A 21,475-nucleotide genomic window follows, 5' to 3' on the forward strand; every position below is an offset into this window, starting at 1 on the left:
AGACCGACGGATGACCTTCTCATGATGACCGGCCTGTCGCGCCCCAAGAACCAGATCCGCTGGCTGCTGCTGGAAGGCATCAGCCCCACGGCGACCGCCGTGCTCGCCGACGCGGGCTACACCAACGTCCAGACACTGAAGACCGCGCTCGACAAGGATGCCCTCAAGGACGCGCTTCAGGGCGTGCATATCCTCGGCATCCGCTCGCGCACCCAGGTCGACGCGGAGATCCTGGAAGCCGCGCAGACGCTGGTCGCGGTCGGCTGCTTCTCCGTCGGCACCAATCAGGTCGACCTGGTGGAGGCCAACCGGCGCGGCATCACCGTGTTCAACGCGCCGTTTTCCAACACCCGCAGCGTGGCCGAACTGACCGTCGCCGAGATCGTCATGCTGATGCGCGGCACCTTCCAGAAGTCCATGGCCGCGCATCGCGGCAAATGGCTGAAAACGGCGGTCGGCAGCAACGAGGTGCGCGGCAAGACGCTCGGCATCGTCGGCTATGGCAACATCGGCTCGCAGCTTGCGGTGCTGGCCGAGGCGATGGGCATGCGCGTCATCTATTTCGACCAGACCGACAAGCTGCGGCACGGCAACGTCGAGCCCGTCGCCTCGCTCGACCAGCTGATGCGCGAGGCGGACGTGGTGTCGCTGCACCTGCCGCAGACGCCGGAAACGCGCGGCATGATCGGGCGCGAGCAGATCGCCGCCATGAAAAAGGGCGCCTATCTGATCAACAACGCGCGCGGCACGGTGCTGGACATCGACGCGCTCGCCGACGCGCTGGAAAGCGGTCATCTCGCGGGGGCTGCGGTCGATGTCTTCCCGAGCGAGCCCAAGTCGAACGACGAGGAGTTCGTCTCGCGGCTGCGCGGCCTCGACAACGTGATCCTGACACCGCATGTCGGCGGCTCGACGGAAGAGGCGCAGGAGCGGATCGGCGAGGAAGTCGCCAGGCGGCTGGTGGAATACTCCGACGTCGGCTCGACGATCGGCGCGGTGAACTTCCCCCAGGTGCAATTGCCCAAGGGCACGGAGAACACCCGCTTCATCCAGGTGCAGCGCAACCTGCCCGGCGAACTCGGCAAGCTCAACGATCTCTTCGCCGCCTGGAAGATCAACATCGCCGCGCAGCATTACCAGACCGACGGCGAGATCGGCTATGTCGTGCTCGACGCCGACGGGCCGGTCGAGAACGCCGTCGATCTGCTGGAGGAAATCCGAGGTCTCTCCGGCACGATCCGCGCGCGGCTGCTCAACCGGGTGTAGGTCCGACCGCCAGATCGACTACAAGGCCGGCCACAAGGCCGCCTGACTGTCTTGATCCCAGGAAAAGCTGCGCCACCTTGTCAGTGAAGGCGGCCCGCCGGCTGCCACCCACAGGCGTCGGCGGTCGCCCGGAAACAAAGGGGCAGGACAATGGACCTCAACGCGGATTTCGCCGAACCGGCGGTCGTGCATGCCGGGGATCTCGACTGGACGCCGTCGCCGATGCCCGGCGTCAGCCGGCGCATGCTCGACCGGATCGGCGACGAGCTGGCCCGCGCCACCTCCATCGTGCGCTACGATGCCGGCAGCGCCTTTTCCGCCCATACCCATGGCGGCGGTGAGGAATTCCTGGTGCTCGACGGCGTCTTCCAGGACGAGCACGGCGATTATCCCGCCGGCACCTATGTCCGCAATCCGCCGGGCTCGCGCCACACGCCGGCCTCGGCGCCGGGCTGCACCATCCTGGTCAAGCTGTGGCAGTTCGATCCCGAGGATCGCACTCATGTGATCGTCGACACGACGCAGGCGACACCGGTCCCGCATCGCGACCGGCCGGGCGTGTCGGTGATCCCGCTCTTCGCCGACGGCCGGGAGGACGTGCGCATCGAGATCTGGGAGCCCGGCGCGGAGGTCCGCCTCGCCCCCGACGGCGGGGCGGAGATCTTTGTCGTCGCCGGCGGATTTTCGCATGCCGGCGAGAGCTTCGAGCCGGCCGGCTGGCTGCGCCTGCCGGTGGGTGCGCCGCTGGCCGCGACGGCCGGGCCGACGGGCGCGCGCCTCTTCGTCAAGACCGGCCATCTGCGCGACGTGCGGGCGCCGTCCGCCGACTAGATCGCAAGCGGGCGGAGTTCCGGCCCCGCCGAAGAGGGCGCGGCCGGTGCCCGACCTGCGTGTGGGCGGGAGCTACTTACTGAGCCTACTGTCGGATCGCCTCGAGATCGATGCGGATTTCGACCTCGTCGCCGACGAGCCCGTTGTCGACGGCATAGGTCATGCCGAAGTCGGAACGCGTCAGCGTCGTGCGGGCGCTGATGCCGATGACGTAGTTCTCGCCCCAGGGGTAGGCGCCGCTCTTGTTCCAGGTGACGTCCAGCGTGACCGGCCGGGTGACGCCGCGCAGGGTGAGATCGCCGGTGACCGTGCCGGTGCGCTCCGTCTTTTCTTCCGCCCCGGTCATCACGAAGGTGATCTCGGGATGGGCCTCGGCGTCGAGGAAGTCCTTGGAGCGCAAATGCCCGTCGCGCGCGTCGTCATTGGAAAAGACGCTCGCCGGATCGATGGTGACGCGCAGATCCGACAGGTCCCGCGTTTCCTCATCGAAGGTGAAGGAGCCCTCGCCGTCGAGGAACATGCCCCAGGTCGGCGCGTAGCCGATGTGATCGGCATTGAACACGATGGAGAAATGGCTCTTGTCGATGACGTAGTCGCGCGGTTCGGCGAGCGCCGGTGCGGCCGCGAGAAGACCGGCGACCACCGTGCTTGCAGCAAGCGGAAAAGCCTTGCGCATGAATTCCCTCCTGTTCGGGTTGCCCGTGCCTCGGTTCAACGGCCCCGATGCGTCTGCCCCGCCGTTCGATATAGGCGCGACGGTGGCCAAGGGGAGGGGGAGCGCCGCATGAGGGCCGGCGACGGCGGTCAGCCGCCCCAGAGCCAGGCGGCCCCGCGCACGCCGGAACTGTCGCCGTGGCGCGCCTTGCGGATCGGCACGGTATAGCGGTCGGAGAAGATGTAGGGCGCCATGGCGTCCGGCAGCCGGTCGTAGAGTTCGGCGACGTTGGACAACCCGCCGCCCAGCACGAAGACATCCGGATCGAGCAGATTGGCGGCCATCGCCATGGCCCGCCCGAGGCGCGAGACGTAGCGCGCGAAACTCGCCCCGGCGGCCCGCTCGCCTTCGCGCATCCGCGCGACAATGTCCGCCCCCGTGAGTGCGGTGCCGGTGGTCGTCTCATAGTCCCATTGCAGGCCGGTCCCGGAGCACAGCCGGTCGATCGTGCCGCGATGGCCGGTCCAGCAGTCGGGGCCGGGAAACTCGTCCTCGCGCATCCAGGGCAGGGTGACATTGCCCCATTCGCCGGCGATCCCGTTCGCCCCGCGCAGCGCCCGGCCGTCGATGGCGATGCCCGATCCGCAGCCCGTCCCGATGATGATCGCATGGACCAGATGCGCGCCGGCTCCGGCGCCGTCGGTCGCTTCCGAGACCGCGAGGCAATTGGCATCGTTCTGGATGCGCACGGGGCGGCCGAGCGCGGCCTCCAGATCCCGGTCGAGCGGCTTGCCGTTCATCCAGGTGGAATTGGCGTTCTTGACGAGGCCGGTCGCCGGCGACAGCGAGCCGGGAATGCCGAGGCCCACCGTGCCGCTTTCGCCGGTGACGGTCTCGGCCTCCGCCACAAGCTCGACGACGGCTCGAATGCAGGCGTCATAGTCGCCGCGCGGCGTCGGGCGGCGGGCGCGAAACCGCTCCGCGCCGGCCGCGTCCAACGCAATGATCTCCATCTTCGTGCCGCCCCAGTCGATCCCGAGCCGCATCATGAGGTCTCCTGTGTGCCGGGCAGGCCGCCCGTGCGCCGGGCGGCGAGCGCGCCGCGCAGGGTGGGCGCGGCCGCGACCAGCATCCGCGTATAGGGATGGCGGGGGTGATCGAACACCCGCGCGGTCCGGCCGCGTTCGACGATCCGCCCGCCGTTCATGACGAGCACGTCGTCGGTGATGGCGCGCACGACGCTCAGATCGTGCGAGATGAACAGATAGGCGAGGCCGAGGCGGGCCCGCAAGTCGGCGAAAAGGTCCAGGATCTGTGCCCGGATCGAAACGTCGAGGGCCGAGACCGGCTCGTCGGCGACGATCAGGCGCGGACGCGTGACCAATGCGCGGGCGATGGCGATGCGCTGACGCTGCCCGCCGGAAAACTCGTGCGGGTATTTCTCCGCGTCGGCGGGCGAAAGCCCGACGTCCTCCAGCGCCTGAGCGACGCGGGCCCGCCCCTCCGCCGGCGCGATCTCGTGGCGCAGGAGATGCAGCGGCTCGGCGACGATCCGTCCGATCCGGTGGCGCGGATTGAAGCTGCCATAGGGGTCCTGAAAGACGACCTGCACGGCGCGATGGACCGCCTCGCGCTCGCGGCCCCGGGCGGAAAACGGATCCTGGCCCAGCACGTGGAGCGATCCGGCCTGCGGTGCCTGAAGACCGAGCAGCGTGCGTGCCAGTGTCGACTTGCCGCAGCCCGATTCCCCCACCAGGCCGATGGACTGGCCGGCGCGGATCTCGAAGCTGACGCGGTCGACGGCGGCGAGCCGGTCGGCCTTGCGGAACAGGCGCTTGCGCCCCTGCGGGTAACTCACGCGCAGATCGCGCACGCCCACGAGCACGGGATCGGCGGCCGCGCGCCCGACATGCAAGGGACGGCGGGCGCGCTTCGGCACGTGATCGGACGCCGCCATCAGGGCCCGGGAATAGGGATGCGCGAGCCGCGCGAAGAGCGTGCCGGTCGCGCCGCTTTCGACGATCTCGCCGTCCTTCATGACCGCCACCCGGTCGGCCATCTGCGCCACCACGGCGAGGTCGTGGCTGATCAGCAGGCAGCCCATGGTCTCCGCCTCCACGATCTCGCGGATCAGGGCGAGGATCTGCGCCTGAATGGTGACGTCCAGCGCCGTGGTGGGCTCATCCGCGATGAGCAGATCCGGCTTGCAGGCGATCGCCATGGCGATCACCACGCGCTGGCGCTGGCCGCCCGACAGTTGATGCGGGAAGCGCTCGGGCGTGACCCGCGCGCGCGTCAGCCCCACCCGGTCGAGCAGCCGCAGGCAGCGCTCATGCGCCACCGCGCGCGTGGTGCGTTCGTGCCAGCGGATGCCCTCGGCGATCTGCGCGCCGATGCTCTTCACCGGGTTGAGCGCGGTCATCGGCTCCTGAAACACCATGCCGATGCGCTTGCCCCGCAGCCGGCACAGCGCCGGTTCCGACAGGGCGAGCAGATCCTCGCCGCCGAGCCGCAGCCGGCCTTGCGCCGTGGCGCCGTGCGGGAGCAGTTGCAGGGTCGCGAGCGCCGTCATCGACTTGCCCGAGCCGCTCTCGCCGACGAGGCCCAGCGTTTCGCCGGCCCGGACCGCGAAGCTGACATCTTTCAAAATCTGTTTTCCGTGAATGGCGACGCAAAGTCGCTCCGCTTCCAGCAGCATGTCAGGCGACCCGTCGCTTGAGACGGGGATCGAGCGCGTCGCGCAGGCCGTCGCCCAGCAGATTGAGCCCGATCACGGTCGCCACGATGGCAAGGCCCGGATAGAGCGCGAGCGACGGCGCCAGCGCCATCATGGTCTGCGCCTCGTTCAGCATCCGCCCCCAGGAGGCGAGCGGGGGCTGGGCGCCGAGCCCGACGTAGGAGAGGCCGGCTTCGGCCAGAATGCCGAGCGAGAACTGGATCGTGCCCTGGACGATCAGCAGATTGGCGATATTGGGCAGGATGTGTTCGGCGATGATGCGGATCTCGCGCTTGCCGGACACGCGGGCGGCCAGCACGAACTCCCGCGTCTTGAGCGCCAGCGCGCCGCCGCGCGCGACGCGGGCGAAGACCGGAATGTTGAAGATGCCGATGGCCAGGATCGCGTTGATCGCGCCGGGTCCGAAGATCGCCGTGATCATCACCGCCGAGAGCAGCGCGGGAAAGGCGAAGACGAGATCGTTGAGGCGCATCAGCCCCTCGTCGAGCCAGCCGCCCCTGGCCGCGGCCAGCAGCCCGAGCGGCACGCCGACGATCACGCCGATGCCCACCGCGACGAGCGCCACGGCGATGGAGGTGCGCGCGCCGATCATCAGCATCGACAGGATGTCGCGGCCGAAGTGATCCGTCCCCAGAAGATGCGCCGCCGAAGGGCCCTGAAGCCGGTCGGCCACCGACAGCACGTCGATCGGATAGGGCGTCCAGACCAGCGAAAGGAGCGCGGCCAGCAGAACGGTCGCGACGATCGCGCCGCCGGCGATCAGCGCGCGGTGCCGGCGAAGGGCGGCGAGGGGGACGCGGGCGTGCTGCATCGGCTCAGCGCGTCCTCAACCGGGGATCGGCGGCGGCATAGGCCAGATCGACCAGAAAGGTCACCAGAATGACGCTTGCGACCAGCAGCACCACCACGCTCTTGACCACGATCAGGTCGCGCTGGGTGATCGCCTGGAAGATCAGCCGTCCGAGCCCGGGCAGATAGAAGACGTTCTCGATGATGATCGTCCCGGCGATCAGGAAGGAGAATTGCAGGCCGAGGATGGTCAGCACCGGAATGACGGCATTGCGCACCGCATGGCGCCACAGCGCGGCATGGCGGGTGAGCCCCTTTGCACGGGCGGTGCGCACGTAGTCCTCGTGCAGGGCGTCGATGAGGGCGGAGCGCATCACGCGGGCGAGGATCGCGGCCTGGGGCAGGGCGAGCGCCACGGCCGGCAGGATCAGCGCCTGCAGGGCGGGCAGGAGCCCCGCCTCCCAGCCGGGAAAGCCGCCCGACGGCACCAGCCGCAGCGTGACGGCAAAGAGATAGACCAGCAGCATCGCGAACCAGAAGTTCGGCACGGCGATGCCGATCTGCGTGAGCGCCATGATGCCGCCGTCCTGCCAGCCCCCGCGATGGCGAGCCGCATAGACACCGATCGGAAGGGCGATGAGGGTCGAGAGCGCCAACGCGATCAGCGCGAGCGGCAGGGACACGGTCACCCGGTCGGCCACCAGATCGGCGACCGGCACGGAATAGGTGTAGCTGGTGCCCAGATCCCCGGTGGCGAAGCCGGCGACCCAGTCGAGGTAGCGGGTCGGGGCGGGCCGGTCGAGCCCGAGCTCGGCGCGCAGGGCCGCGAGCGTGTCGGCTTGCGCGTTGACGCCGAGCATCACCTCGGCCGGGTCCCCGGGCAACACCTCCAGCACCAGAAACACCAGCAGCGTGGCGACGAGAAGCGTCGCGGCGAGGCTGGCGAAGCGTTTGGCGGCATAGACCAGCATCGAGGGGCAAACCTTCGTTCGCTGTCGTGCGGGGGTGAACGACGCGCGGCGGTGTAACACGCGGGGGGCGAAGGCTAGCGCGGAACCGGGACCAAGCAAAGCCGCGGGCGGGCATCGGGCGCGAAAAACACCGGCCGTACCCGCGGCAAGGCGCTCCGCGAGGCGGACTCTATCCACAGGGGGAAACCGCGCGCGGGAGGGCGTCGGGGAGGCCCGAACCGGGGTGTTTCGGGGCGATGAAAGTGACGTTACGGCCATCCGCATGAATGCTAGGGTTTTCGCATCCCGCTCCGCCCGTGGCGAAAGACGTTTCGGCGTGGTGAAAGGTTGTCGCTGACACGCGTCCTGTCATTGTTGCGACGGGTAAGCAGATGGGGCCCGATTTGAATTTTCGGTTCCGTCCGGTTATACAGACGCGCAATGATCGATGAGTTCGACGAAACGTCGCGTATCGCGGCGGCTGTGCGTGCGTCCTTCCGACGACCTTTCTCGTCGCGCGGCGTTTCTTTTTCCGTCGGTCGTTTTACCTCCCACAAATTCAGGATGTTATTATGCGGAAACTGACCCTGACGGCGGCCGCCGTCGCGGCCACGTGCCTCATGCCGCTTTCGGCGCAGGCACAGGACACCACCTGCGGCGACGTGTCGATCACGCAGATGAACTGGGCTTCGGCCGCGGTCGTGACCAAGGTCGCGGAATTCATCATGGAGCAGGGCTACGGCTGCAACGTCTCCGTCGTGCCCTCCGATACGGTCCCGGCCATGGCGTCGGTCGCTGAAAACGGCGAGCCGGACATCGTCACCGAGCTCTGGCAGAATTCCGTGGGCGACGTCTATGACCGCCTCATCGCGGAAGGCAAGCTGAAGCAGGCCGCCGAAGTGCTCTCGCCCGGTGGCGTCGAGGGCTGGTGGCTGCCGGCCTATCTGGTCGAGGCGCATCCCGAGCTCGCGACCATCGAGGGCGTGATGGCCAACCCGGAGCTGGTCGGCGGCCGGTTCAACAACTGCCCGGAAGGCTGGGGTTGCCGTGTGGTCAGCGACAACCTGATCCGCGCCTTCGATCTGGAGTCCTCCGGCATCGAGGTGTTCAACCACGGCTCCGGCGAGACGCTCGCCTCCTCCATGGCCGCGGCCTACGCGGACAAGGAGCCCTGGTTCGGCTACTACTGGGGCCCGACCGTGCCGCTCGGCAAGTTCGACATGGTGAAGGTGGACCTCGGCGAGTACGACGAGGCGGCCCATACCGCCAACCAGAACAAGGACAATCCGGACCCCAAGCCGTCGGATTTCCCGACCGCCAAGATCTACACGGCCGTGCTGACCGAGCTGGAGCAGCGTGAGCCGGAGGTCGCGGAGCTGATGTCCAAGATGACGTTCAAGACCGACACCATGAGTGCGGTTCTGGCGTGGCAGGACGAGAACAACGCCTCCGGCGAGGAAGCGGCGGTCTACTACCTGACCACCTTCCAGGACGAGTGGAGCTCCTGGCTGAACGACGCGGCGCGCGAGCGCCTGGCGAAGCTGCTTCAGTAAGCGGCGCGATGTTCGAAGGGGCGACCCTTCCCAACTGCGGACGGAGCCGGACCCGGCTCCGTCCTTTTGTTTGCTACACCTTGTCTCGGCAACAACATGGGCGGACCCCGGGGTCCGAAAGATCCAATGGCAACCTATGACGGTGTGTTCGACGCACTCGGCCTGAGATCGTGGTGCGATGCCTCCACGAAGGACGGCCCGATGTCGATGGCCGATCTCATGGCGCAGGCCGGTGGCGACGAGGCCAAGGCCGTGTCGCTGTGGGACCTGCCGTTTCCCTCGCTCGATGCCCTTCATGACGCGTGCGGCGCGATCCCGCAGACGCGCGATCTGACGCTCGGTCTGGAAGAGGGCTTTCTCGCGATCCGCAGCGGGCTACGTTTCGTGATCGACCCCTTGACCCAGCCGCTGAGCTGGATGCTCAGCGACATGATCTGGATGATGACCTCCACCCCGTGGTGGATCGTCATTCCCGTGCTTCTGGTGCTGACGTTTCTGGTCGCGCGGTCCTGGAAGGTGCTCGGTTTCGTCGCGGCGACGCTGGCGCTGCTCGCCTTCATCGACCACTACGACCCGGCCATGGAGACGCTTGCGATCGTCTTCGTCTGTGCCTTCATATGCGTCTTGTTCGGCGTGCCCATCGGCATCGCCATGTCCCGCTCCGACCGGATGCAGCGCATGGTGATCCCCATTCTGGACATGCTTCAGACGCTGCCGCCCTTCGTCTATCTGATCCCGCTGATCTTCCTGTTCTCGGTGACGGAACCGAAGCTCTACGGCATCGCGATCATCCTCTATGCGATCGTGCCGGTGATCCGGCTGACGGATCTGGGCATCCGCCTGGTCGACAAGAGCGTGATCGAGGCAGCCGACGCCTTCGGCATGACCAGCCGGCAGAAGCTGTTCGGCGTGCAGATCCCGCTGGCGCTGCCCAACATCATGGCCGGTGTGAACCAGACCATCATGATGAGCCTCGCGATGGTCGTGATCGCCTCGCTGGTGTCCGCGCCGGGTCTCGGCGTGCTGGTCCTTCGCGGCATTCGCAATCTGGAACTCGGCGTCGGTCTGGTGGCGGGCTTCGGCATCGTGATGATCGCCATTCTGCTCGACCGCGTGACCAAGGCGGCGCTCGCCCGGGTCGACGCCAGCCAGTCCAGCCGATAGGAGCGCGCGATGACCAATCCCGTGAAAGTGTCGATCCGCAGTCTCTACAAGATCTTTGGCGACGATCCGGAAACCGCGATGCAGGCGGTGCGCGAGGGCGCGACCAAGGCGGACCTGCTGGAAAGCCATGCCCATGTGCTCGGCCTGCGCGACATCAATGTCGACATCCGCGAGAGCGAGATCACCGTCATCATGGGCCTGTCGGGCTCCGGCAAGTCGACGCTGATCCGCCACCTCAACCGGCTGATCGAGCCGACGGCCGGCGAGGTGCTGATCGACGGCGAGAACATTCTGGAGTGGAACGAGGCGCAACTGCGCCAGATGCGCCGCGAGACCATGTCGATGGTCTTCCAGAAGTTCGCGCTGCTGCCCCATCGCACCGTGCTCGACAACGCCGGCATGGCGCTGGCGACGCGCGGCTGGAAGCGCTCCGACTACGAGGCGGAGGCCGAGCGCTGGCTCGAGCGCGTCGGCCTCGGCGGCTATGGCGGCCAGTATCCGCACCAGTTGTCGGGCGGCATGCAGCAGCGCGTCGGCATTGCCCGCGCGCTCACGTCGAACTCGCCGATCATGCTGATGGACGAGGCCTTCTCCGCGCTCGATCCGCTGATCCGCACCGACATGCAGGATCTGCTGATCGAACTGCAGAACGAGCTGCACAAGACCATCGTCTTCATCACCCACGATCTCGACGAGGCGCTCAAGCTCGCCGACCACCTGGTGATCCTGAACGACGGCGCCATTGTCCAGCAGGGCGAGCCGCAGCATATCCTGCTCAACCCGGCGGATGCCTACATCGAGGACTTCGTGGCCGACATCAACCGCGCCCGCGTGCTGCGCGCGCGCTCGGTGATGCGCACCGACCCCATCGAGGGCGAAATCTCCGGCGATGTAGACTACAACGACAACCTGGAAAGCGTGATCGCCAAGGCCGAAGGCGCGATGTCGCCGCGCTTCCGCGTGATGCGCGACGGCAAGCCGGTCGGCACGCTGCTGATGCCCGACATCATGCGCGCGCTGGTGCCGGCAAGCACGAACCGCGCCGCCTGAGCGCGACCGCACAAGAACGCATGTCCGGCGGCCGGGCGTCCTCAAGGGGCGCCCGGCCGTGGCGGTTTTTGGGGCGCGCAATCGCCGGGCCGGAGAGGTCTGGTCATCTCGCCGCCTGGTTGCGTGCAACCGCGCGGCGGTCGGATTATGGTCCGAGGCGGGCGAACCGGGCGGGACTGTCGCGGCCGGCGCGTTGCCCTCACACACAAGAATCCCCCGGGAGGATCCATGAAGCTCTGGAGCAAGCTCGTATTCGCGGCGGCCGCAGCCGCGCTTCTGCCGGCATCGGCCGCGGCCGAGACCCGCGTGACCTACAAGTCGGCCTCGTCGGCCTCGTCCTACTACCAGATGGCGGTGCAGATCGCCGAGGCGATGAAGGCCGGCTCCAACGGCGAGATCATCGTCACGGTCGAGGAAAGCCAGGGCTCGGTGCAAAACGTGATGGAAGCCGCCGTCAGGCCCGGCAACTATGTCTTCACCACGCCGCCGGCGCTGGTGTCGCTCGCGCAGGGCGGCAAGGCCATGTTCGAGGGCAAGGAAAACCCGCGCTTCGACGAGATCCGCGCGCTGTTTCCGATCCCCTCGCTGACCATGCACTTCGTGGTGCGCGCCGACAGTGGCGTGGAGAGTTTCGCCGATCTGGAAGGCAAGACGATCCTGATCGGCAAGGGCAGCTTCGGCGCCAACGAGGGCGCCAAGTATCTCGACCTCTTCGGGTTGACCGACAAGGTGACGCTCGCCGACGTGGAACTGTCGAACGCCGGCCCGGCGCTGAAGAACGGCCAGATCGACGGGTTCGTCACCGCCGGGTCCTACCCCGCGCCGAATGTGATCGAGGCGGCCGCGGGCACCGGCATCGCCGTGCTCTCCCTCACCGACGAGCAGATCGCCGCGACGAAGCGCACCCGGATGGTGATCCCGGCCGGCACTTATGCAGGCCAGGAGAGCGACATCACCACCACCTCGCTGCCCGTCGTCGCCTTCACCACCACCCAGATGGACGACGAGACCGCCTATCAACTGACCAGGACCTTCTGGGAGGAAAAGGCGAAGATGGGAACGGATGCGCCCTGGTGGAACGGCGTGTCGAGCGACCTTCTCGCCAACATCTCCGGCAAGATCCATCCCGGCGCCGTGCGCTACTACGAGGAAGCGGGCATTGCGCTCGATCCCGCGCAGAAGTAATCCGCTGATCTGACCGCGTCCGCCGGCCCGGATGCCTCCGGGCCGGCGGCGTTTTTCCCAAGCCCCGTCCCCGCCCGCAGGTCCCGTCCGTGACGTCCGAACCCACGCTGTCCCCGCTCGAGCGCCTGATCTGGGCGTCGCTCGGCGCGGTCTCCATCGCCTTTCATCTCGGGCTCGTGTTCTCCGGCCTCGTGCCGAACCTCGTCAGCCGGCCGCTGCACATGGCGCTCGCGCTGCCCTTCGTGCTGGTGCTGATGGCGAAGACGCCCTTCGAGCGGCGCACGGGGGCGGCGATCGCCGCGCTCGGCATGGCCGCCTGCCTCTGGGTGGCGTGGAACGCCGACGCGCTCGGCGATCAATACGGCTATCTTTCAGGGCCGGTCCAGATGGGGCTGGCGTTGCTCCTGCTCGCCGTGGTGCTGGAAATGGCGCGCCGGGCCATTGGCTGGCCGCTGCCGCTGGTCGCGAGCCTGGCGCTCGCCTATGCGGTCTGGGGGGCTGCGATCCCGGGCGAATTCGGCCATCCGGGTCTGCCGATGGCGAGCCTCTTCGGCACGCTGACGATTGCCGAAGGCGGCCTGTGGGGCAAGCTCACCGGCGTGTCGGTGGGCGTGGTGGCGATCTTCGTGATCTTCGGCGCGGTGCTCAACGCCGGCGAGGCGGGGCAGGGCTTCATGAATGTCGCGGCCGCCGCCGCCGGACGGTTGCGCGGCGGAGCGGCGAAGGTGTCCGTCATTTCCTCCGCGCTGTTCGGGTCGATTTCCGGCTCGGCCTCCGCCAATGTCGCCTCCACCGGCGCGATCACCCTGCCGGCCATGACCCGGCTCGGCTATCCCCGCGCCCTGGCCGGCGCGGTCGAATCGGTCGCCTCCTCCGGCGGGCAGATCATGCCGCCGCTGATGGGGGCGGGCGCCTTCGTGATGGTGGAACTGACCGGCACGCCCTATGCCGAGATCATGCTCGCCGCCCTGTTGCCGGCGATGCTCTATTTCCTCGCCGTGTGGGTCGGCATCGACGCCTTTTCCTGGCGCCATACGCTCAGGGGCCTTGCGGCGGAAGACCGGCCGGGCGCGCGCGCGGTGCTGATCACCTCCGCCTTCTTCCTCGTGCCCTTTTCGGTGCTCCTGTGGGGCATGTTCGGTCTCGGCGTGACACCACAATACGCCGCGTCGCTGGCGATCCTCGCCGGCGCGGCGCTGCTGTTCTTCGATGCCCGGCTGACGCTGCGTCTGGAAACCGCCTGCATCACCGCCGGTCGGCAGATCGCGACGATTGCCGCGATCATCCTGTGCGCTTCCATCGTCATCGGCGTGCTGGGCCTGACCGGGCTCGGCGTGAAGATCACTTCGCTGATTCTTTCCGGCTCGGGCGGATACCTGTGGCCGGCGCTGCTGCTGACGGCGGTCGCCTGTCTCGTGCTCGGCATGGAGGTGCCGACCACGGCGGCCTATGTGATCTGCGTCTCGGTCGCCGGCCCGGCGCTGATCGCGCTCGGGCTCGATCCCCTGCAGGCGCATCTCTTCGTCTTCTGGTACGCGCTTCTGTCGACCATCACGCCGCCGGTGTGCGGCGCGGTCTTCATCGCCGCCGGGATGGTGGGCGAGAACTGGCTGAAGGTCGCGCTGTCGGCGATGGCGCTCGGCCTCGGGCTCTATCTCGTGCCGCTCGGCATGGTCGCCAATCCGGCCCTCATCGCCTTGAGCGCGGATCCCGGCGCGGCCCTTCTCGCCGCCGCGAAGGTGGGCGCAAGCCTCGCCGCGATCTCCTTCGGCGTGATCGCCCCGCTCCATTGGGCGTTGCGTGTTCTCCTCGTCGTCGCCGGCGGGGTGCTGCTCTTCGTGTGAGGGGCGGCGTCTCCACTCGCCGCAGCCGTCATCCCCGACTTGATCGGGGATCCATTGGCGCCCGCAGCGGAGGCGGATCGTCGCGGTGCGGTCGGAAATGCACTGCCCCAAGACGCTGCCGGAATGTTCGGCACCGTGGAGTGGACCCCGGCTCGGAGGCCGGGGTGACGACAGTGTGTGGGGCGTTTGTCCTGCGCTCCGCGAGCCCCGAGTGATTCCGGGATTGTTTCTGTTGACGGCGTCTCCACTCGCCGCAGCCGTCATCCCCGACTTGATCGGGGATCCATTGGTGCCCTCAGCGGAGGCGGATCGTCGCGGTGCGGTCGGAAATGCACTGCCCCAAGACGCTGTCGGAATGTGCGGCACCGTGGATTGGACCCCGGCTCGGAGGCCGGGGTGACGACAGTTTGTGGGGCGTTTGTCCTGCGCTCCGCGAGCCCCGAGTGGTTCCGGGATTGTTTCTGTTGACGGCGTCTCCACTCGCCGCAGTTGTCATCCCCGGCTTGATCGGGGATCCATTGGTGCCCTCAGCGGTGGCGGATCGTCGCGGTGCGGTCGGAAATGCGCCGCCCTACGACACTGCCGGAATGTTCGGCACCGTGGAGTGGACCCCGGCTCGGGGGCCGGGGTGACGACGGAGAGCGGGGCGGACGCGACATCGCGAATTCCCCCTTCGCGCTTCCCTTTCGCGCGTCTCTTGGGCGCCTGGCTTCGCATGAAAAAAAGCGGGGGCCGTGCGCCCCCGCTCCCGGGTCCTGCGTCAGGCCGGGCAGGCGCGGCCTCAGTCGGTCCAGCGCACGCCCGTGAGGTCGTTGGCCTGGATCGGTGCGTTGACCCAAAGCCCTTCGATCTTGGCGTTCCACACGCCCGCCTTGGCGAACTGGAACAGAAAGACGTTGACCGCGTCGGCGGTGACGATCTCCTGCGCCTCGCGCATCAGCGCGTAGCGGGTGTCTTTGTCCGTCGTCCTGTCGAGCCTTGCGATCACCGCGTCGAGGGCCTCGCTGTCGTACTGGAAGTAATAGTCGTCGCGGGCATAGATGCCGATATCCATCGGCTCGGTGTGCGACACGATGGTGAAGTCGTAGTCCTTGCCGCGAAACACTTCCGACAGCCATTGCGCCCATTCCAGAGGCACGATTTCCAGCTCGATGCCGATCTTCTTCAGATCCGAGGCGATCAGCTCGCCGCCGCGCCGGGCGTAGGTCGGCGGCGGCAGCTTCAGCGTCGCGGAGAAGCCGTCCGGATAGCCGGCGTCCGCAAGCAGCGCCTTCGCCGCGTCGAGGTCCAGCGGATAGGTGTCGGTGAGATCGAGATAGGCGGGATGATGCGGCGCGAAATGGGTGCCGATGGGCGTGCCGACGCCGAACATCGCCCCGTCGATGATCGCCTGACGATCGACGGCATGGGAGATCGCGCGGCGCACCCGCACGTCGGCGAGCGGCCCGGCCTTGTTGTTCATGGCAAGGATCGTCTCGCCCTCGGTCGAGCCGACCGCCACGGTGAAGCGCGGATCGGCCTCAAGCAGTGGAAGGTTCTCCACGCCCTGAAACTGGGGGAAGGCGTCGACGTCGCCGGCCATCAGCGCGGCGAGCCCCGCGGCCGGATCGGCGATGATCTTGAAGGTGGCTTTTTCGAGGGCGACCGGCGCGCCCCAGTAATCCGGGTTCTTCACGATCTCGATGCGGTCGCCCTGCACCCAGCGGGCCAGGGTGAAGGGGCCGGTGCCCACCGGCTCGGCCTTGTTGGTGTCGGCCGTTTCCGGCGCGACCATCGCCGCGTCGCCCCAGCCCAGATTGAACAGGAAGGCGCCGTTCGGCTCGGCGAGCGTGACCTTCAGCGTCGTCGGATCGACCGCCTCCACGCTCTCGATGCCGGCGAAAAGGGGTTTCTGGGCGTTGGTGCTGTCCTCTGCGCGTGCCCGGTCGAGCGAGAACTTCGCGTCCTCGGCGTCGAAGGCGGTGCCGTCGTGGAAGGTGACGCCGGAGCGCAGCGTGAAGGTGTAGACCCGCCCGTCCTCGGAAATCTCCCAGCTTTCGGCGAGCCACGGGCGCACCGCGCCCTCCGCGTCGATGCGGGTGAGCCCCTCGAAGATATTGGCATAGGTGATCTCGTCGATGGCCGCCGCCGCGCCCGCCGTCGGGTCGAGATGCGGCGGCTCCAGCCGTATGCCGAGCGTCAGGTCGCTGCGCGCGGCCTGCGCCGGCAGCGCGCCGCCGATGCCGAGCGCCCCGAGCGCGAGGACGGCGGCCAGAAAGCGCCGCCGGGTTGCCGATGCCATCATGAAAAATCCCCTCCCGTTCCTGTCCCGATGGAGACGAGACTATACCGCGCCCGTCAGCAGCGCGAGGCTCGCCTGCGCCATCACCTTGGCGCTGTCGACCATGTCGTCGATGCCGACGAATTCGTCCGGCCGATGCGCCATGTCGAGAATGCCCGGACCATAGGCGATGCAATCGTGCAGATGGCCGATGCGGGCGATATGCTTCTGGTCGTAGGTCCCCGGCGAAATCACGTAGTCGGGCGTCGTCGCGAGCACGTCGCGGATGCCGTTGGCGACGGCGCGCACCACCGGGGCGTCGCGCTCCGTCATGGTCGGGATCACCTCCATCAGGTCGCGGATGCGGTAGTCGAATTTTTCGCGGGTGCGGGCGAGATCGTCGAGGATATCCATCACCTCGCCCTTCACCTCCTCCAGGCTTTCCTCGATGAGAAAGCGGCGGTCGATCACCATCCGGCAACTGTCGGGCACGCAAGGGGAGGGCAGGCCGTCGAAGCCCTCCGGCTGGCCGCCATGCAGGGCGTTGATGTTGAGCGTGGAGGACCGCGCGCCCTCCGGCACCACGGGCATGTCAGTGTGCTTGGCCGCGAGTCTCGGGTAGAGGTCGCGCTCGAAGCGCTCCAGCACCGAGCCCATGTGGCGCACGGCGCAGTCGCCGAGAAACGGCATGGAGCCATGCGCGATGGAGCCGCGCGTCTCGATCTCCGCCCACCACACGCCGCGATGGCCGAGGCAGATGCGGTCCTTGTTGAGCGGTTCGGGGATGATCACGTGATCGACGCGGGGCTTGGAGAACAGGCCCTTGCTTGCCAGATAGGCGACGCCGCCGAAGCCGCCGGATTCCTCGTCCACCGTGCCGGAGATCTCGATGGCGCCGGGAAACTCGGGCACCGCCTCGATCAGCGCCTCGACCGCGACGATGGAGGCGGCGAGCCCGCCCTTCATGTCGCAGGCGCCGCGGCCGTAGACCTTGCCGTCGCGCACGGTGCCGCCGAAGGGGTCGACCGTCCAGCCGTGGCCTGCCTCCACCACGTCGATGTGCGAGTTGAAATGCACGCAGGGGCCGGGGCGTTTGCCCTCGATGCGGGCGACGACATTCGTTCGGGGATAGCGCGCGCTGTCGCCGGGCGTGTCCTCGCCGCGCAGGTAGGCGACCTCGAAGCCGCGCGCGGCGAGCCTTCGTCCGATGTATTCCGCGCAAGGCGTGTAGGCCTCGCCGGGCGGGTTGACCGTCGGAATGCGGATCAGGTCCTGCGTCAGGGCGACGAGCGCGTCGCGCTTGTCGTCGATGCGCCGAAAAAGCGCCTCCAGCATGCTCCCTCCCGTGCTACGACTGACGCGAAGCGACCGGCGGCCGCGGCGCGTGACGTCCCTCATGGTGCACCAGGCCCGCGCCCGGTTCCAGCGTGCCGACAGGCATTTGCGCGAAAATGCCCAACCGCTCGAGCGACGAGACGGGGTCAACGAGACGGGACATGTCAGACGACGCGAGGTCACAGCCTTCGCAGGGCGCGGCGCCGGCCGCGAGCGGCCACGACGTGCTGCTGCGGCTGAGGCGCCGTCAGGCGCTGCGGCGCGGGCTGGCCCTCATCGCGGTCGCCGTGGCCGTGCTCGTCGCCGCCCTCGTCGCCGCGCGGATCGTGGGCCCCGCGCCGGTGCCCGAGACCGATCTCGCGCAGCCGCCCGCCGGTCTGCCGCCGGATCCGCTCGGCGCGCTGGCGCCCGAGCCGCGCGCCCGGCTGCTGGCGCCCGCCCTCGACCGCTCGGCGACCTTCAAACGCACCTACGGCGGGCACCCGAAGGACCTCTGTGCGGCGATCGACCGGCTCGGCGTGCCGATGTCGGACTGGAAGCCGGACCCCTTCGTGGCCGGCTTCTGGTACTGCGCGAGCGATCTGGTGCGCATCGGACGCGAGGCGCCGGACGGGCGACGCTCGACGCTCTTCGTCAACCTGCGCGGCCCGGCGGAGGAGGCGCTGACCAGCGTCCGCCTCAAGCTCTCCGGCGACAATCCGGCGAGCGCGGAGGCCGCGCGCGCCGCACTCCTGCGCGTGCTCGACGCCATCGGCCGCCGCTACGGCTGGCCCTGGCCGGACGATCTGGAGCAAGCCGTGCGCGCCGGGCAGGCCATTGATCTGAACTCCTTCGGCCTGCGCATGCGGGTGCTGCCGGAGGATCCGGAACTGACGAGCGATGCGGCCGGTCTGCCCCGTCTCAACGTGATCCTCAACTTCCCGGGCGTGGATCTCGTCGCCCCGGCGGAACTTTTCGCGCCGTTTTCCTGGGAGGAGGAGCGGCACCCGCGCAGGGCCCGGCCGCAGGGCGGCGGCCGGCTCGTGCCGCGTGCGGACGATCCTAGCGTCCCGGGAGCGGAATGAAATCCTCCGCGTCGCCCGGCACCGTGTCGAAGCGCATGCGCTTCCAGTCGTCCTTGGCCTGTTCGATGCGCTCCTTCGACGAGGAGACGAAGTTCCACCAGATATAGCGCGGCTCGTCCATCGGCTCGCCGCCGAGGATCAGGAAGCGCGCCGGATCGGGCCCGGCCGCCGTCACGGTGATGCGGTCGCCCGGCTTGAAGACGAGCAACCGCCCGGCCTCGAAGGTCTCGCCGGCGATCTCCACCGTGCCGCCGACGGTGTAGAGCGCGCGTTCCTCGTGGAGCGCATCGAGCGGAAGGCTGCGGCCCGGCTCCAGGCTCACATCCGCATAGATGGTCTCAGAGGCCGTCTTGACCGGGGAACGTGCGCCATACATCTCGCCGGCGATCACGCGCACCGTCGCGCCGCGATCCTCCAGCACCGGCAGATCGGCGCGCCCGACATGCTCGAAGGCCGGGGCGGTTTCTTCCGCGTGTTTGGGCAGCGCCACCCAACTCTGGATGCCGAACAGCTTGCGTCGCTTCGTCTTCCACTCCGGGTCCTCGCGCTCGGAATGGACGATGCCGGAGCCCGCCGTCATCCAGTTCAACTCGCCCGGGCGAATGATCATGTCCGAGCCGAGGCTGTCGCGGTGGTGCACTTCGCCCTCGAAGAGATAGGTCACGGTGGCGAGCCCGATATGGGGATGCGGCCGCACGTCGATGCCGCCCGTCTCCAGAAACTCCGCCGGTCCCATCTGGTCGAAGAAGATGAAGGGCCCCACCATCTGCCGCTTCGGCGAGGGCAGCGCGCGGCGCACCTCGAAGCCGCCGAGATCGCGGGCCCGCGGCACGATCAGCGTGTCGATGAGATCGCAGGCGCTCGCGTCGCCGGGGGTGGGGTCGAAGTCTGGCATCCAGGTCATGATCGGGTCGCTCCGCTTGCGCGTCGTCCGGGGGCCGGGTCCCGGCCACCTCAAAGGGCCGTGGAAAAGCCCGCTCGCCAAGGCTACACGAGACCAAGTGTCTCGTACTTGTCATGGTTTCCCAAGATAGTCGCGCGACGCCCGCGCGCCAGCCGGTCGTCTCGCGACGCGCTGTTTCCGTTTTGCGAACAGTGGAGGATCTCGGGCGCGATTGTCTTCCCACTCTGCGGTCGACTCCGCAGGGCATCCCGGGACAGGTCATGTCATCCTGTGGCGCGGGCCCAAGGGGATTCGCGTCAGGTTCCAGTCGGATTGATCTTCATGCTCAACGTTCTGCTCATCACCGCCGACCAGTGGCGCGGCGACTGCCTCGGCATTGCCGGGCATCCTCAGGTCAGGACGCCGAACATCGACGCGCTGGCCGCCGAGGGCGTCCATTTCGCGCGCCATTATTGCCAGGCCGCGCCCTGCGCGCCGGCGCGCGCCTGCCTCTACACCGGGCTTTACCAGATGACCAACCGGGTGGTGCGCAACGGCACGCCGCTCGATGCCCGTCACGATACCATCGCGCTCGCGGCGCGCCGTGCCGGCTACGATCCGACCCTCTTCGGCTACACCGACCAGGCGGTCGATCCGCGCACCGTCACGGGCGACGATCCCTGGCTGAGGACCTATGAGGGCATTCTGCCCGGCCTGAGCGTGCGCGTCCGCGTGCCGGAGGATCACGGGCCGTGGCTCTCCTGGCTGGAGGCGCGCGGTCACGCGCTGCCGCACCCGGCGCGAGACATGTGGCTGCCGGCCGAGGGGCCGGCCGATCCGCCCTCCGGCACGCCGCCGCGCTACACGGCCGAGGAGACCGAAACGGCCTTTCTGGTCGAGGAGTTCCTGCAATGGCAGGGCGAGCAGGCCCGCGCGCCGGAGGGGGCCAACACGAAGGGCTGGTTCGCGCATGTGAGCTTCATCCGCCCGCATCCGCCCTTCATCGTGCCCGAGCCCTATGCCTCCATGTACGATCCCGAGGACGGTCCGGCGTTTCGCGGGGCGTCGACGCCGGAGGACGCGGGCGCGGTGCATCCCTTGCTCTCCTATGCGCTCGCCAGACAGAAAAAGTCGGACATGATCTGGGGCGCCAGCGGCAAGGTGCGCGACTGGGACGAGGCCACCCGCCGGCAGATCCGGGCGACCTACTGGGGCATGATCTCGGAGGTCGACGCCCAGATCGGCCGTCTGATCGCCGGCCTCAAGGCATCCGGCGCGTGGGACACCACCCTGATCGTGCTCACCTCCGACCACGGCGAGATGATGGGCGACCACCAGCTCTTTTCCAAGCTCGGCTTCTACGACCAGTCCTTCCACATTCCGCTGGTGGTGCGCGATCCGCGCAAGCCGAAGGCGCACGGGCGGACCGTGAGTGCCTTCACCGAATCCGTCGACATCATGCCGACGGTGCTCGAGGCCATCGGCGCGGATGTCCCCGGCTGGCTCGACGGGCGGGCGCTGACGCCGTTTCTCGATGGCGAGACGCCGGCCGACTGGCGGCGCGAGGCGCATTGGGAGTATGATTTCCGCGAGGTTGCCACCGGCGAGGCGCAGGAGGCGCTCGGTCTTGCGATGGACGACTGCACGATGACGGTGATCCGCGACGAAGACGTCAAATACGTCCATTTCGCCGCGTTGCCGCCGCTGCTCTTCGATCTCGCCGCCGATCCGGACGAGACCCGCAATGTCGCCGAGGATCCGGCCTACGCGTCCGTCCGTCTGCACTACGCTGAGAAGATGCTCGCCTGGCGCGCCCGACACCTCGACCGCCGCCTGACGGGTATCGAACTGACGGAGGAGGGGCCTGTCGACGCACGGCGCTGAAGCGGCGGCGCGTGCCGGTGGTCCG

At 68.3% G+C, this 21,475-nt stretch carries 17 protein-coding genes; 9 read left to right on the forward strand and 8 right to left on the reverse strand.

The annotated features are described in order from the left end of the window. Positions 1 to 21: 21 nt before the first annotated feature. Together serA and ABL312_RS04385 are read left to right on the forward strand one after the other, a co-directional pair. Positions 22 to 1,266: a phosphoglycerate dehydrogenase gene (serA, locus tag ABL312_RS04380; RefSeq protein ID WP_349360156.1), complete on the forward strand. Its 1,245-nt coding sequence runs from the start codon at positions 22 to 24 to the stop codon at positions 1,264 to 1,266. A 150-nt stretch (positions 1,267 to 1,416) separates the two neighbouring features. Further along, positions 1,417 to 2,097, forward strand: coding sequence for a cupin domain-containing protein (locus ABL312_RS04385; protein ID WP_349360157.1), 681 nt, complete (start codon positions 1,417 to 1,419; stop codon positions 2,095 to 2,097). 85 nt (positions 2,098 to 2,182) lie between these two features. On the opposite strand, the gene ABL312_RS04390 is transcribed toward ABL312_RS04385, so the two are convergent. From ABL312_RS04390 to ABL312_RS04410, 5 genes are all read right to left on the reverse strand, one after another. Further along, a complete protein-coding gene (locus ABL312_RS04390; protein WP_349360158.1) occupies positions 2,183 to 2,773 on the reverse strand; it encodes a YceI family protein in 591 nt (196 codons plus the stop codon). A 128-nt stretch (positions 2,774 to 2,901) separates the two neighbouring features. Continuing rightward, positions 2,902 to 3,798, reverse strand: coding sequence for an ROK family protein (locus ABL312_RS04395; protein WP_349361342.1), 897 nt, complete (start codon positions 3,796 to 3,798; stop codon positions 2,902 to 2,904). Continuing rightward, a complete protein-coding gene (locus ABL312_RS04400; RefSeq protein WP_349360159.1) occupies positions 3,798 to 5,450 on the reverse strand; it encodes a dipeptide ABC transporter ATP-binding protein in 1,653 nt (550 codons plus the stop codon). The genes ABL312_RS04395 and ABL312_RS04400 overlap by 1 nt, the downstream gene beginning before the upstream one ends. A gap of 1 nt (position 5,451) precedes the next feature. Continuing rightward, positions 5,452 to 6,300, reverse strand: coding sequence for an ABC transporter permease (locus ABL312_RS04405; protein WP_349360160.1), 849 nt, complete (start codon positions 6,298 to 6,300; stop codon positions 5,452 to 5,454). A 4-nt stretch (positions 6,301 to 6,304) separates the two neighbouring features. After that, positions 6,305 to 7,249: an ABC transporter permease gene (locus ABL312_RS04410; protein WP_349360161.1), complete on the reverse strand. Its 945-nt coding sequence runs from the start codon at positions 7,247 to 7,249 to the stop codon at positions 6,305 to 6,307. A gap of 551 nt (positions 7,250 to 7,800) precedes the next feature. Between ABL312_RS04410 and ABL312_RS04415 the strand changes: the two genes are divergently transcribed. The 5 genes from ABL312_RS04415 (at position 7,801) to ABL312_RS04435 (ending at position 14,024) form a co-directional block, all read left to right on the forward strand. Next, positions 7,801 to 8,781, forward strand: a complete 981-nt coding sequence (locus ABL312_RS04415; protein WP_349360162.1) for an ABC transporter substrate-binding protein — start codon at positions 7,801 to 7,803, stop codon at positions 8,779 to 8,781. A 126-nt stretch (positions 8,782 to 8,907) separates the two neighbouring features. Beyond that, positions 8,908 to 9,945 (forward strand): ABC transporter permease subunit, encoded by a 1,038-nt coding sequence (locus tag ABL312_RS04420; protein WP_349360163.1) that lies wholly within the window; start codon positions 8,908 to 8,910, stop codon positions 9,943 to 9,945. Between the two features lie 9 nt (positions 9,946 to 9,954). Beyond that, on the forward strand, positions 9,955 to 10,995 hold the full coding sequence (locus tag ABL312_RS04425) for a betaine/proline/choline family ABC transporter ATP-binding protein (RefSeq protein ID WP_349360164.1): 1,041 nt from the start codon (positions 9,955 to 9,957) through the stop codon (positions 10,993 to 10,995). Between the two features lie 228 nt (positions 10,996 to 11,223). Then, complete coding sequence (locus ABL312_RS04430; RefSeq protein WP_349360165.1) at positions 11,224 to 12,180, forward strand: TAXI family TRAP transporter solute-binding subunit; 957 nt, start codon at positions 11,224 to 11,226, stop codon at positions 12,178 to 12,180. 89 nt (positions 12,181 to 12,269) lie between these two features. Further along, entirely contained in the window at positions 12,270 to 14,024 is a 1,755-nt protein-coding gene (locus tag ABL312_RS04435) for a TRAP transporter fused permease subunit (protein ID WP_349360166.1), read from the forward strand. A gap of 781 nt (positions 14,025 to 14,805) precedes the next feature. Here the strand turns inward: ABL312_RS04435 and ABL312_RS04440 are convergent. Next, a complete protein-coding gene (locus tag ABL312_RS04440; protein ID WP_349360167.1) occupies positions 14,806 to 16,308 on the reverse strand; it encodes an ABC transporter substrate-binding protein in 1,503 nt (500 codons plus the stop codon). Between the two features lie 39 nt (positions 16,309 to 16,347). Beyond that, complete coding sequence (locus tag ABL312_RS04445) at positions 16,348 to 17,619, reverse strand: acetylornithine deacetylase/succinyl-diaminopimelate desuccinylase family protein (protein ID WP_349360168.1); 1,272 nt, start codon at positions 17,617 to 17,619, stop codon at positions 16,348 to 16,350. 161 nt (positions 17,620 to 17,780) lie between these two features. Between ABL312_RS04445 and ABL312_RS04450 the strand changes: the two genes are divergently transcribed. Then, positions 17,781 to 18,683 carry a DUF6030 family protein gene (locus tag ABL312_RS04450; RefSeq protein ID WP_349360169.1) on the forward strand — a complete coding sequence of 301 codons (903 nt, stop codon included), beginning with the start codon at positions 17,781 to 17,783 and terminating at the stop codon, positions 18,681 to 18,683. Here the strand turns inward: ABL312_RS04450 and ABL312_RS04455 are convergent. Continuing rightward, positions 18,661 to 19,587 (reverse strand): pirin family protein, encoded by a 927-nt coding sequence (locus tag ABL312_RS04455; protein ID WP_349360170.1) that lies wholly within the window; start codon positions 19,585 to 19,587, stop codon positions 18,661 to 18,663. The two genes, ABL312_RS04450 and ABL312_RS04455, sit on opposite strands and share 23 nt — an antisense overlap. 321 nt (positions 19,588 to 19,908) lie before the next feature. Between ABL312_RS04455 and ABL312_RS04460 the strand changes: the two genes are divergently transcribed. Beyond that, positions 19,909 to 21,450, forward strand: coding sequence for an alkaline phosphatase family protein (locus ABL312_RS04460; RefSeq protein WP_349360171.1), 1,542 nt, complete (start codon positions 19,909 to 19,911; stop codon positions 21,448 to 21,450). Positions 21,451 to 21,475: the final 25 nt, after the last annotated feature.

Origin of the sequence: Stappia sp. (genome assembly GCF_040110915.1) — a bacterium.
Lineage (GTDB): Bacteria > Pseudomonadota > Alphaproteobacteria > Rhizobiales > Stappiaceae > Stappia.